The following is a 14,192-nucleotide window of genomic DNA, read 5'->3' as shown; positions in this document are numbered from 1 at the left end:
GGATCATCGCCGCTAGACCGAGTGGCCCCGGATCAGTAGTCGGCGAACCTCCCGGCTTTGCGCTGAAACTGAAATCACGGTCACTACATAACGCTCCTTCCACGCACTCTGCGCCAAACCATGAATCGCCATTTCGCGACTGAAAAAGCGCAGATGTACGCCGCCATAAGTCTCCAAGGTAAAGCCCTCAAAGTCACCGAAGTGATCGAACAGCAGACCACTGACCTTACCTGACCAAATGCCGGGTTTGGCATCTGCCGGTGCAGGGAGCCCTTGAGTACCTGCCAGCCAATCGTCCACCGCAGGTTCAAAGTAGCCATCCGCTGTGTCGCCTGCCGCACCGCCTTGACCAGGGTTTGCGCCACCGTCTGCTGGCTTATCATCCTTCACACCCAACTGCGGGATAATGCCATCCGGTGTTGCCGGTAGCGCAAACGGGTCGCCGCCCAAGGCGCGCACTTTGTCAGTGAGTAACTCGACATAGCGAGTAAAGGTTGCATACCAACGGCTTTTGCGGCTCAGCTTCGCGGCGCGCCAGGTCATAACCGACAATAGGCGCAGATGATGCAACAGCATGTCATCTTTCACCGATACCGGAATTCCCAGCTGGAAAGCACCGAGGGTTTCGCGCCACATACGCGCTTCGCGCCGCGCTGCTTCCATCGCCTTGGGATCGGGGTGCTCAATAAGTACGGCGTGGTCGCCTTGCGCATCCAGTACTGACAGGTCAGTCACCAAACTAAGGTTGTTACCCAAGTCGAATACCCCACCCTTTTGTGCCAGTAGATCGCGGGTTTTGGTGCGGGTATCGCCGCTGCTTTTAAGCAATCCAGCAATCAGCTTTTCTGCCTCCTTCCGCGAAATCTCCCGCATTTTGGGTGACGGGAATTTTACGTTGCGCCCGCGATTGGTAATTTGCCGCACCGCCACATCAAAGCGCTGACCCTTTTTGATTCCCAAGGGCAGCTCCACACTGATCACTCCGGTTTGGCGTTTAAGGCTGCGCGGCAATGGAATATAACAGCTGCCGCCCGCCGGTAACTGGATAGTACGATCATCCAGCGCGCGAATGTTATGCAGCGGATAGTAGCGATCCGCCAGCATCACCACCTCCTGCGCGCGCCAGCCGGGAATTTCGATATTCACGTAGGTGCCATCCGGCAGGTTGCGCGACCATTCCAGCAACAGCTCATCTGGCAACAGTGAATCGCTAATGGGCTGTGGCCTTGCCTCTATCTCAAAGGTGTGAACAGCGAGGCGCGAGGCAGCCAAGCCGGGGTTGGCGACTTCACTTAACGCTATATTGCGCTGCGACAACTTGTCGGAGGTGCTGGGGTTGGCACCATTGGGGATGGGTGTTCCAGCAAATTCGATTTGCGCCACCAGACATTGGTGTTCACCCATCAACAGATCGGGCAGTGGCTCCGCAGTGCCACCGGCCGGTGTGGGTGGCAGGTAATTCCCGCTTAGGTTGGTATCCAGCAGCGCACCAAAAAACTTATTACTTTCGCTGGTGCTGATGTCTTTCACATTGTTGCCATCCACTTGAGTGGCTGGCGTTGCGGCACGCCCTTCAGCAAAACAGGGAAATGACAACCATTCACCGCCGGCCTGGCCCGGCAAAGCAATCGGGTTAGCACCTGCGGTTTTCAGGTAGCCTTCCAAAGGGGCGCCCATCGCCTCGCGGTAGGTGAGTGCGGCAGTGGTTTGCGACGTGAAGATACGGAAAAACAAGCGCACATCATTCGCCGCTAGCATGGTGCCATTCCGTCTCACCCGCGCGATGGCAAAGTTGTACACATTGCGGCCACTGGTAGTGGTAGGAAAAGGGCTCAGTGCAGACGCCGACTGGTTGCCAGTAAGTGCCTCAAACTGGGCAGGTGTGATGCTGCCGCTAAGGGTATTAATGAACTGCAGCGCCTGGGCACGGGTAGCGCCATTCGGCAGGCTGACGCCGTGCACCGACTCGCCCGCAACCACGCGAAACACCTTCAAGTCGGAACTTAGCCAGGAAGTAGTATTGCCACCCTCCAGATCGAGCATAAAGGGGTTGGCCGATTTCACCAGCTGAATCCAGGCGGTATCGGACAATGCTCCCTCAGTGCTGTTCAGGGCGGCATTCACTTCCACTGTTCGATTGGGTTCAGCAAAACCAAAGGCATTGCCGACAAAGCGCACCCGATAAGTGAAGGTAAACCGCTGCAAACGCGCCGCGAGGGTCGGATCATCACTGGCTACCCCGGTGGGGATTACTTCAATCGCCGGCGCTCCCGACAAGCTGATGGCGGGCGCCCAACTAGCCAACTGCGCCGCCGATGGCATGAGGGTAGTGATGCCGCCGCCAGGGAATTGCCCCGGTTTCAATCCATCCACCGTCACCAAAAAGGCACCGGCAAATTCCGGATTGACTGTCACTTCGTCCTGCCCGAAGGTGCTTCGCTCCAGCACTAAACGAATGGCTGGCCTTGGTCGCGCCAGCCAGCGGGTGATATTAATAAAGACTGTCTTAATATCGTCAAAGGTCGATTCAGCTCCCGGATGGGCGAAGCCGTGACCCTTGGCCGCATCGGCACCCGCACGCGTTTGCGGTAAGCCGGGGGTGATGCCGGAATCACCGGTAAGGTTGATGTCCACGTAATGGTGAAACGTCGCCCCGGTTACTACCCGACCAACACCTGCGCGACGGCCGTCATAGACACTGAGTGTGTTCACTGTTTTGCTGGAGGCAATTGCCAAATCAGCATTGCCACCCGTAGCAAAGCGCGAAGCATTTTCCAGCACCTGCCCGGTAGCGATGACCTCGGGCTTGGGGTGTTCGCCAGCCAGTGCGGGAAACTCCACAAAGTTCTGGCCATCGAGCATCAGGGTTTGGTTGTAGTTATAACCGGGCACCTCTCCCAGAGTATTACCCTCGTGCATATGATCCGGGTAAAGCACTATATCCCTGTCCCCATTGCGCAGAATGGGGTGCGCGGGCGAGGTGATGGGCGCGATTACCTGAGGCACAGAGTCCGACTGGTTTTCAAACCACACAAAGGGGGCAGAAAATTCGCTGTAGTCACCCGCCGGATTAGGCCGCGTGGTGTCGGCGCGCGCCGCACTAAAAGGTGGGAAATTTTTGGGAAAGTCGTCTGGCATGGGGGAGTGATCGTCGGCGAGGGTCGTGCCATCACCTGCGCCATACCAACAGCGCGCGGCACGCACACGCGGAATGCGGCCACACATATCCGCACCAAGGCTGTCGTGGTCGCCCGTGGCAAATACACCACCACCGGCATCCATAAAGCGAGTAATTGCCGCCAGCTCTGCCTCACTCAAATCAAAACTACCGCTGGCACCAAAGGAGAGGTTGCGCCCGCGCAAACCAATCAGCCAGATAACATCATATTGCAACAGGTTGGCGCCCGGCGCCGCAAAATCGAAGGACCGCAGTACACCGGGTGTCGCATCCGATTCCCGATGCGCGCGGGTAACCTGGAATCCGGCGCTGGTCAGCGTATTCACCAGTGTGGTGTAGGTGAAATCCGGTGCGCCCGTAGGGTCAAAGTCAAAGCGATATCCACTTTCGAGAACAATCAAAACCTTGCTAGTCATGATGAACCTCCTTGATAGGTAGAAAAATATCTACACTATTCAGCATCCTCCCTGTGACTGGATTGCTCTATGACTTTTCACACAAGACCCCGGTGATTTTTTTCCATTTACCCCGTGATACCGCAGGGCATTTACACCCCATACACAATTTTCGGTTTACGCAATTGCTGCGCAGTAAAACGCAAAAATATTGCCGCTAATACCACCGCCACTAACCATGCCTGGGCAAATGCGAGCAGTGGTACATCGCCACCCAGCAATAAATCTTTCACCACTAATTGCTGCGCTAATACCGGCACCCAGCGAAACCAATCGGCGTAGGCGCTGGGGTTCAGGAGCGTGTAAAACAATGGCACCATGGGGATAAAAATCATTAGCCCCATGTAGGTTTGTGCATCTTTAAAACTGCGCGCAAACATGGAAATTAAAAACTGTAGCGCCGTCGCGACTATCGCCAACGACATTAACGCCACCAACACCACCAATAAATCCAAGGGCGTAACATGTACCCGTAAACCCAACTCTTTAAATGGCACATACGCAAAAGCGATAGCGAGCAGCGATAATTCAACCACCAGCACCAAAAAGGTTAATGACAAACTGTTAAGCCATTTCCCCAACAACAAAGCGCCAGAGGGCGCAGGTGTAATTAACAGCGACTCTAATGAACGCCGCTCGCGTTCGCCCGCGGTCATGTCCGCACTGAAACCCACGGTTGCCATAAATACCGTAAGAATTAATAGCATGGGCAAACTGGCCATCACAAAAAATCCCATTTTTTGATCGCTTGCCACATTTAAATCACGCACCATTACCGGGTTGACGATGGCAGGCGATATGCCGCGCGACAGCAAACGTAAACTGCCAACACGCGCGTTCCAACTCCAAATTTGTTGTCGCACAAAATGTAATGCGCCCTGCAATTTATTATTGGTGGCATCAAACACTAGCGCTAATTCAATCGATTCTCCGGTGGCAAATTTTTCGCGCGCATCCTCCGGCACAATTAAGGCGTAACCCAACTGCCCACTTTGTACTTGCTGATAGGCTTGTTCATCCGCCGCCTGCACCTGAATACCACGCTCCTGTAACCAATCCACCAAGGCAGGCAACTGCTCGGCGCCAACAACCGATAATTTAATCGGTTCACTGGTAGTCGCGCGCGATTGCTGGCTCATATGAATAATAAATAAGGACGAAGCAACAAATACTGCAACAAAATACACCGGCATTAAAAATGCCATGCGTAAACTTTTTTTATCGCGCAGGGCATCGCGCCATTCTTTGCGCCACACAATTAACAAGGTTTGCAGAAATTTATTCATAAATAGATTCCTTGTTGGCCGCCTGCACCAAATTGACAAAGGCGTCCTCCAAATTGGTGGCCTGCCCTATTTCCATAATTGTCTCAAGATTGCCATCGGCCAGAATGCGCCCGTGATGAATCACCAAAATGCGATCACACAGGCCGCTGACTTCGTGCATCAAATGGCTGGAAAAAATCACGCAGCGATTTTGCGCTTTTAATTCGTGCAATAAACGGCGCACCGAGCGCGTGGTAATTACATCCAGTCCGTTGGTGGGTTCGTCTAATAAAATATGTTGCGGTTGATGCACTATGGCGCGCGCCAGAGCCGTTTTCATCCGTTCACCGAGCGAGAAACCTTCCGCGCGACGATCGGCAATTGCCTCCATGCCCAACCAGTTAATTAATTGATTAATGGATTCTTCCAGCTGCATGCCGGTTAAACCTTGCAGCTCGCCAAAGTAGCGAATATTTTCACGCGCACTTAACCGCTTGTACAAACCTGTGTCATCCGGCAGCACACCCAATTGTTGCCGCGCGGCATTGGCTGCGACACTGAGCTGATGTTCGTTCACCCACACATCGCCCGCTGTCGGCTGCAACAAACCATAAATCAAACGCATCAGGGTAGATTTACCCGCACCATTTAACCCTAACAAACCGGTTATTTCGCCGTCCTTCAGAGTAAAGCTCACATCATTTAATGCGGTAATGACACTTGCCTCAGGCAGCTGCTTGGTTGCAGGCAAGGCACTATTTTTTTGTTTTTTTGGATGAAAAACTTTGCTTAAGTGTTCAACGCGAATCATGGTTGGGCTCCTTCTATTATTACCGCGCTGGATGATGCCTGTGCTGAACTCGAAGAAATATTTTTCGCACTGGATGAGACCTTGACCGAACTCGATGAAACACTGGCAGTTTGGTTGGCGCCCAACACTAACGGCAAGGTTTTAATTTGCGCAACACAATCTCTATTCACGCCCTCCATACTCGCCCGCTCAATAAATTGCGCAATAATTTGTGGCATACAACCTTCGGTGGATACACCGTGATTACCACCCTCCGCCACCAAGGCGGTCGCATTGGGCAAAGTATTCGCAACAGAGTCAGCCCAGACTTGTGGCGTGACCGGATCATATTTTCCTGACAGTAATAACGCTGGGACTGTGCTACGAATGGGTTCCCAATAGTCCGCCGGTAATTCGGCAGCAGGCCACATAGCACAAATAGCGGCTTTATCCTCAATGGGATTAAAACCAAAAAAAGGCGGCGTGGTTGCTCTATCACTCGCCGAAATAAGCGGCCAGTCTTCATTGCAAATCACACTGAAATGCATCGCCTCGGCGATATTCATTTTGTAAGCCTGATCACTGGCAAGAGAAAGTAATGCAGCCAATAGCTGATAATTTTCTTGCTCGGCATGGCTAATCATTTCCGGCAACAGCACGGTCATGTCGCGGGTGTAAAGCGCCATAAACATCAACAGCGAAAATGCGCGCGGCGTTAACCGTTGGGTCGCTTCTTGTTGATGACGCGGATGTCGGTAAGTCACCTGTATTGGTTCACCTGCTTCTTCCGCCGCACGCAAACGCGAATACACAATTTCTGCTTTTTCCAGCGGGTTGCCATACTGCGCGGCGCACTCCGTTTGCGCCATACATTCATTGCTGACGGCGGTCAGCGCCGCGAGCATATCCCGTGCAGAATATTTTCCGAGTGCAATTTCGGTAGGAGCAACACCATCTAAAATAATACTGCGCGTGTTATCGCCAGATTGCCGCGAGTATTCGAGCGCAACACGGGTGCCATAAGAGACGCCCCACAGATTAATTTTTTGGTAGCCCAAGGCAGTGCGCACCGCATCTATATCTTGTACGGCGTGCCAAGTGGTATAAAACGGCAGGGAATTTTTATATTTATCTACGCAGGCGCGCATAATGTCCAACTGTTTTTCCAGTTGGGCAGCATCAGGCAGGTTAGCATCCAGCGGCGACATTTTTTCGCAATGCAGAGGGTTGGATTTTCCCGTGCCACGCTGATCAATAAAAATTAAATCGCGGTTTTTGCGTATATCCGCAAAAAAACCATGCAGCTGATTCGCCATTTCAATGGATGAACCACCCGGTCCACCCTGAATTAAAAACAGGGGATCAGCTTGCGCCACGGGGCTAATTGCTGGCAACCGCAAAATCGCAATTTTAATTTCTGCACTTTGTGCATCCTGCGGATTTTCTTTAACCCTCAGCTCGCCACACTGGGCACCATAGACCACCGGTGGTTTTCCCGTTTCTTCAAAGCCAGGGCAAGGTTTAAGCAGCGATGCTGCCGTTGATAGTTCATTGGTTTTTTCATCGCATCCCGACACGATGCCGAGCGATAAAAAACACAACACTGTATAAACAGACCAGGTTATTTTCATCCGTTGGTTCCTTATGGATACCCAATTAATATTATTTTTCCGCAAGTAATTCACGCAAACTGCTAAGCAGCAACTTATCGGGAATTTCCAATTGCCGCGCCGCCAGTACCAATTGTTCAAGCTGTGGATGCAAATGTGCCAAGCGCTGCTGTTCGTTATGCGCCGATTTTTTTTGCGCCGCCACCTGCATGGGTTTACCGCGCTGCCGCGCCAGCACACCCTCCAGTTCTAACAAACTATAAGCTTTGGAAATGGTCATGGGGTTTACCGCATGCTCCAACGCCACTTCGCGCACCGAGGGCAATTCATCACCCTCTTTTAATTGACCACCCGCCACCATACGCCGAATTTGTTCGGCGAGTTGACGATAAATAGGAATGCCGGATTGGGGATTGAGAGTGAACATTAGTTTTTCACCCTGAAAAAGTTAATCTTGTGCCAATGGGATTTAACCCATGTGCGCCCCGCTAAAACCAGTATTAATAACCCGGTAGAAAATGTCAGATAATCCCTGTGTTCAACACTCGGGTCAGGTCCAAACAGGATATTAAAGTAAACCATCACGCCAATCAGACAGAGGTTTACTATTGGGCTAACCCAATTCAACCAGAGGAAACTGGCAGCGCTTTTCAGGTAGATAAACAAACCCAGGTAAAACGACAAGCCGCACATCAACAAACCAATCAGCAATAAATAAACGACGTTAAACAGGCTTAACAATTCATCCAATAGATAATGGTTAATCAGGCCAAGCGCAAAGATGACGGGCATCAAGGAAGCAGCCAATAACAGGAAATAACGTGCTTCAATGTAAGTGAGAATTTCTGTTCTGGAAAAGGAGCTATGCATCCACAAGCGATGCAGATTGCGGAAAATGTGCTGGAAGATAACGCTGCCGCGAATGCAGATGAAAATAAACAGGTAAATGCCAACCATAACCCCCGCCACATTTTGCGGGATTTGTTTTATCCAATAAAACATCAACCCAAGCATAAGCAGAAAAAACACCAACTGCCCCAGCTCACGCTTGCACCAAGCTTGAATACCATCTGAGGCACCTACTAACAAGCTGCCTGCAAGGGTGTTAGGTACCGCAGAAAAGGCTGCCGCTATCGTCTGGGAATTAGTCATTTGCAGCCGCTGCATTTCTGCTGCGGGCAGGGTCATAAAATTCACCAGATATTTTTGTGGCTGCCAACGAAACCACCAGATAAACATTACCGACCATAAACCTATAGTGATGAACCAATAAGTAGTTATGTGTGCGGAAGAAAATAAATTGGTACTTTTTGCGGAGAAGAAGAGCACCCACACAAATAATGGAACGAAACCCTGTGCGGTTTGCATATAAGAGCCAACCACCGCAAAGAGCACAGCAACACCACTCAACCCCATAGTTGCTACAGCTAAGGTAATAGGAAAACTGAACCCTTTTGGATCTAGTGTAGTCAGGGCGGCAGATAAGGCCAAGGATGCCAAGCACCAAAATGCCAGCGCCAGGAAAAATAATTTATACCGAAGATCGGCCATATACTGGAATTGTTTGCTGCTTCTAAGTGCGAGCATTTGCCCCGGCACCAACATGCCTATCATCATCAGTAGCAGGAGGCTAAATGCTGTGCCTATATACAAGACTAGCGAGTGACCAAAAAAACGTAGTATCGCACCGGACATTAACACCGTGAATGTAAATACAGCTAACCATTTTACATAGCGCGCCGGCAACAACATCACCAGAATCAAGCGCCAATATTGATTGAGTGTTGCCTGGATATTCATGGATTCATCTCCAAAAAAATATCTTCCAGGCCTAAAAACTCTACCCTCACCTGCGCTGAAAATTCCTGTGCAAGTTGCTGCTCCATATGGGGTTGCCAGCGTTCAATCGTGAGCTGAGTTTGATTGCCGCTATTTTTTTGTTTGATTACATCCGGCCAGCTAATTTTTTGGGTAAATGGATGATCAAACGTTAAAGTGACGCGCACAAAACTTTCTTTAAGTTCATCCAAGCCCCCCTGATAAACCAAATCGCCATCGCGCAGCATCCACACCTGATTGGCAACTCGTTCCACGTCGCTCACGATATGGGTAGAAAAAATTACTGCGCGATTTTCATCGGCGGCAATATCCACCAGCTGTTGCAAAAACTGGCGGCGGGCGATGGGATCAAGACTGGCAACAGGTTCGTCCAGAATCAATAATTCCGGCTCATGGGCCAGCGCTAACAGAATGGATAATTTTTGTCGCTGCCCCACCGACATTTTTCCCGTGTGCATATCCATGGGAATTAACCATTCCGCAATTAATTTATCAACCAGCGGTTGGTTCCAGTGGGTGCGGAAACTTTTAAATAATTTCAGGTGATCCCCACCGGTTAAACTGGGCAACAACTCATCCTGTTGCGGTACAAAACCAATACGCTGCTTAGTTTCACCGCCGATTTGTGTGGCATCAAGCTGCCAAAGCCTCGCCTCGCCTGCCGAGGGAAAACCAAAACCCAGAATCGTTTCTAATAACGTGGTTTTACCCGCGCCGTTTTTGCCCAAGAGGGCAATGACTTGCCCCGGCAATACCTCGGCATTGATTCCCTTTAGAACGGTGACGCGTGAATATTGGCGTTGCAGATTTTTTAGCGATACACAGGCAGACATAAAAAACTCCTTTTAGCTAATTATGGTTGTTTGGCGAGATAAGGTTTTACCTGATAACCGCGCTGTTTAAGTTGCGCGAGCAGGCCATCTTTACTGGAGAGATGCAAACTACCCACCAACACCAGTTCCACATCGGTCGTTGCAAACAGTTTTTCTATTTTGGGTAGCCACGCCTGATTGCGTGCGATTAATAAATGCTGATAGACCTCGGGCGCTTCGCGGCGCATATCGGCCGACATTTCGCGATCCAATTTTTCCAGTTCACCACGACGCCAATAACCCAATGCTTTTTCCAACACCGCATCCATTTTGTGTAAATCGCGCAGGGTAGCTTTGATCACCATATTGGCATCCATATCCGCCAGCAATGCGAGCTGTGTTAATACTTCATCGCCGGATTCCAATTCCAATACGGGCTTGCTATCGGTTTTGGCTTTTTGGAAAAAAACCATATCCACTCCCTCGGCCACACCAAACCCTAAACGCTGCATTTCAACTACCGAGAGCGACAGACTGACAAACATCGCTTTAAAGGCACTCATTTGGGCGATGGGATATTGGCGTGCGGCTGAAAAAGTCTGCAGCTCTTGCCAGAGTGCGGGTTGCAAATCCTCGGCGAGAGTTTTTCCGCCGCTGTACATAAATGCTTTCGCCATTTTTTGGCCAAACTCAGGCGATGCCGCATTGTCCAGATTGGTTTCCAGTACCAGCACATCGGCCTGTTGATAGGCGTGATCATATTCGGCGGGCAAGGGGTAGTCGCTGCTGCGCAACAAATGAATAGTGCCGCCCAAATAAATTTTCTGATTGTCCTTGCTGATCTCGTACAGGCTGGTTTGCGCATGCGCGGATGCACCTGCCAACAGGCAGAGCAGGATTAAAAAACGGCTTATTGATAAATGGCGATGAATACTCATCGAACTCTCCTTGCGGCTTTATTGTTGTGTGGTGGTGTACAACCCAAAACACCATGTGTATCACTACACTAATACACAATAGCTAATCCTTCAAGCCGCCGATGAAAAAATAGTATTGTTCTGGGCAAAAAAACGCCCGGACGAATCCGGGCGCTTTTAGGATAAATAACCTGAAAAAGCAGTTATTGCGGCGCTAATGCATCTAAACCAATCACACCCAGCGGTGTAGTCAACCCAACACCATCGCGTGCTACGGCGGTGTAAACCATACCAGTGGCAAAGGTCAGGGTGGCTTTGATGGCTTCGGTTTTGGTGCCGGTTGGAGTGATAATTACATCGTAGTCACCTGCAGCCAGCGATACATAACCGGTATCCGCCTTGAAGGGCACCGCCGTAAACGCGGGCATAGCTTCTGCGATGGATGCACCGGCAGCCACTACGTAGATATCCACCTCACCCGCCAACGAAGAACCGTGCACCAACCGCACTTTGGCTTCGGTCGCAACTTTGCGGTTGTTGTCAGTTAATAACAGCGGCTCGATGTTCGCCAAAGCGCCCACTGCCAGCAGCGTGTACTCGGTGCTGTTGGCCAGTGGCACGTCGGCGTTGATAACAACGGGGGTAGTTACACCGGTAGGCACAACTTTGAAGTTGTAAGTCGCGGCAGGTAGGTTCAGGTAGTTGGTGAATGCAGGGAATGCCAGGTTGCTGACGGCTGGAGCCACGCCGTCATTCGCGATTACATCCACTGCGGGCGCATCGGCGGAGGCGTGCACTACACGAATATTGGCCCCCGCCATGGCATCACCCAGTACTGCAACGTCAGCACCGTCCACCACAATCAGCTGGATGGGCGATGTACCGGTACCCACGTTTGGCACAGCGCCGATTAGCAGGTCTTTACCGCTAGTGAGAGCAACTGAGCCTGAGTCAAATACCACGGTGTTATCGGGCAGGGTGACACGGATACGATAAGTACCAGCGGGAACTTCGACGGGGCCTAAGGTTTCTTTAAATTCGAAACTGCCGAGTGAAGTCGCGTCAGAAATGGCATCGCCGGGTGCAGTCACATGCACTTTCACTTCCGGTGCAGCGGCTGCCAAGTGCGCCACACGCACACGCACGTTGTTGCCATTAGCCAGCTTGCCCATATCGGTCAGTAGCAAGGGTTCGATGTTAGCCACCGAATTCACGGCCAGTACGTCGTAACGCATGTTGGCATCAAAGGTTAAGTCGACGGGGCCTATCACTGTCGCGTTGCCGCCGGGAATTACACCTTCTACCGCGATGTTGTAGGTGCCGCCATCCAGCTCAAGGAAACCAGTCGTTTTCTGATAATCCAAGCCTGATGCAGCTACAGCGCCATCTACCCACAGATTCACTTTAGGTGCATCCGCAGACGCATGGATAACACGCACTTGGGTTTTGTTAGGTGCCAAACCATCCAAACCAATCACCCCCAAGGCCGCAGTCAAACCAGCGCCGTCGCGTGCGATCGCGGTATAAACACCACCATTTTCAAGGGCAACAGAGGCTTTAATGGCTTCTGTTTTGGTGCCGGTTGGCGCAATGATTACGTCGTATTCACCGGCAGCCAGGCTGACATAACCGGTTTCGGCTTTAAAAGGGATATTGGCGAATGCGGGGGATGCAGTCGCGATATCCGCACCCGCAGCAACGACATAGATATCGACATTACCAGCCAGGGTTGAACCGTGCACCAAACGCACTTTGGCTTCGGTTGCCACCGAACGGTTGTTGTCGGTCAGCACCAAAGCCTCAATATTGGCCAGCGCACCTACCGCCAAAACGCTGTAGGCACTGCCGTTCGCCAGAGCTAAGTCGGCATCGATCACAACAGGAGTAGTCGCTGCGTTGGGAGTCACTTTGAAGTTGTAGGTCGCCGCAGGCAGGTTCAGGTAGCCAGTCGCTTCGGGGAATGCGAGGTTAGCGATGGCAGGCGTATCAGCGTCATTCGCGGTGACATCGACAGCCGGTGCATCTGCCGAGGCGTGTACCACACGGATGTCGGCACCGGCATTTTTGTCGTTCAGGATTGCGACCGCGTCACCATCCAATACCGCAAGGCTGATGGGCGATGAACCAGTACCAACATTGGCTACCGCGCCCACCAACAGATCTTTGCCGGCCATCAGTGCTACGGCGCCTGAATCATAAACGACGGTATTGTCAGCCAGGGTTACGCGGATCTGGTAGGTGCCAGCATCCACTTCAACGGGGCCGAGAGTGTCTTTAAATTCGAAAGTGCCGAGCGGAGTGGCGCTGGCGAGGTCAGCGTCGGGCGCGGTGACAAACACTTTTACTTCAGGCGCGGCAGCGGCAAGGTGGGCTACACGCACTCGCACTTTGGTGGCATCGCTCAGGCTGCCAGTGTCCGCAATCACTAAAGGCTCTATATCGGCCACTGGACCGACGGCAATTACGTCATAGGCGGTGTTGCCCGCCAATTGCAAATCAACCGGGCCAATCACTACCGCATTGCCGCTGGGGATAACACCCTCTACAGCGATGTTGTAAGTGCCTTCATCCAGCTCCAATACGCCGGTCGATTGCAAATAATCCAGATCAGAAACTGCCTCCGCATTGTTTACCCACAGGTTCACTTTGGGCGCGTCGGCTGAACCATGGAATACACGCACGGTGGTTTTATCCAGTGGTACAACCGTTACGGTCGCCGAGGACTTTTTGGTGTTATCCGCAACACTGGTGGCTGTCACATGGTAAGTGCCTGGGGTGGCTGGTGCCGTATACACACCAGCGCCAGTGATAGTGCCGCCATTGGCTTCATCGACTGCCCAGCTAACACTCGCATTTTTAGTACCGAAAACACTCGCCGTGAAATTTTGAGTCATGCCCACTTTTACCGTTACAGCAGCGGGGCTGACAGCTACACGCACATCTTGCTTTTTGCTATCGCTACCGCAGGCAACAAGAACGACGCTGAGTAGTGCAAGCACCGCTCCTTTCGCGAGGGTAGTAAAACCTCTGAATGATTTCATTTTTCCTTACCTCTGGTATTGATCGTATTAGCTGTTATTGGTGATTAGATTGGATCGGTAACACAGGGCGAAACCCATTACATCGGTGGGTATCAGCGGGGATGGTTTACGCCCTGTTTTTTGGGAGGGATCAAACCGGCGTAAAAAAAATGAAAAATAATTTGCAAAAATTGCCCCATTACACAAATGCACGAAAACACGGGTGTATGGGTGATCGCTAGCAATAAAGGTGGCGTATTAGGTGTGTTACGGACTATCTAAAACTACCCGGTGAGCGATAATGAG

General features: G+C 51.5%; 9 protein-coding genes. All 9 read right to left on the bottom strand.

The genetic code is table 11. From position 1 onward, the window contains the following. Positions 1-12: 12 nt before the first annotated feature. Positions 13-3,594: a hypothetical protein gene (locus D0B88_RS06600; RefSeq protein WP_151056022.1), complete on the bottom strand. Its 3,582-nt coding sequence runs from the start codon at positions 3,592-3,594 to the stop codon at positions 13-15. 131 nt (positions 3,595-3,725) lie between these two features. Then, complete coding sequence (locus tag D0B88_RS06595; protein WP_151056019.1) at positions 3,726-4,919, bottom strand: ABC transporter permease; 1,194 nt, start codon at positions 4,917-4,919, stop codon at positions 3,726-3,728. Continuing rightward, the gene (locus tag D0B88_RS06590; protein WP_151056017.1) at positions 4,912-5,709 is read right to left on the bottom strand and encodes an ATP-binding cassette domain-containing protein; all 798 of its coding nucleotides are present in this window, start codon (positions 5,707-5,709) and stop codon (positions 4,912-4,914) included. The genes D0B88_RS06595 and D0B88_RS06590 overlap by 8 nt, the downstream gene beginning before the upstream one ends. After that, positions 5,706-7,319 carry an alpha/beta hydrolase gene (locus D0B88_RS06585; protein ID WP_225318565.1) on the bottom strand — a complete coding sequence of 538 codons (1,614 nt, stop codon included), beginning with the start codon at positions 7,317-7,319 and terminating at the stop codon, positions 5,706-5,708. Before D0B88_RS06585 ends, D0B88_RS06590 begins: the two co-directional genes overlap by 4 nt. Positions 7,320-7,350: 31 nt before the next feature. Continuing rightward, a complete protein-coding gene (locus D0B88_RS06580; protein WP_151056015.1) occupies positions 7,351-7,725 on the bottom strand; it encodes a GntR family transcriptional regulator in 375 nt (124 codons plus the stop codon). Continuing rightward, entirely contained in the window at positions 7,725-9,098 is a 1,374-nt protein-coding gene (locus D0B88_RS06575; RefSeq protein ID WP_151056013.1) for a hypothetical protein, read from the bottom strand. Before D0B88_RS06575 ends, D0B88_RS06580 begins: the two co-directional genes overlap by 1 nt. Beyond that, positions 9,095-9,970: an ABC transporter ATP-binding protein gene (locus D0B88_RS06570; protein WP_151056011.1), complete on the bottom strand. Its 876-nt coding sequence runs from the start codon at positions 9,968-9,970 to the stop codon at positions 9,095-9,097. The genes D0B88_RS06575 and D0B88_RS06570 overlap by 4 nt, the downstream gene beginning before the upstream one ends. 20 nt (positions 9,971-9,990) lie before the next feature. After that, on the bottom strand, positions 9,991-10,887 hold the full coding sequence (locus D0B88_RS06565; protein ID WP_151056009.1) for a TraB/GumN family protein: 897 nt from the start codon (positions 10,885-10,887) through the stop codon (positions 9,991-9,993). Between the two features lie 182 nt (positions 10,888-11,069). Then, on the bottom strand, positions 11,070-13,907 hold the full coding sequence (locus D0B88_RS06560) for a DUF4397 domain-containing protein (RefSeq protein WP_151056007.1): 2,838 nt from the start codon (positions 13,905-13,907) through the stop codon (positions 11,070-11,072). Positions 13,908-14,192 lie beyond the last annotated feature (285 nt).

The sequence above is a fragment of the Cellvibrio sp. KY-YJ-3 genome, from assembly GCF_008806955.1.
Lineage (GTDB): Bacteria > Pseudomonadota > Gammaproteobacteria > Pseudomonadales > Cellvibrionaceae > Cellvibrio.
The sequence above is the reverse complement of the archived record's forward strand: the minus strand, read 5'-3'. Positions and strand labels throughout refer to the sequence as shown.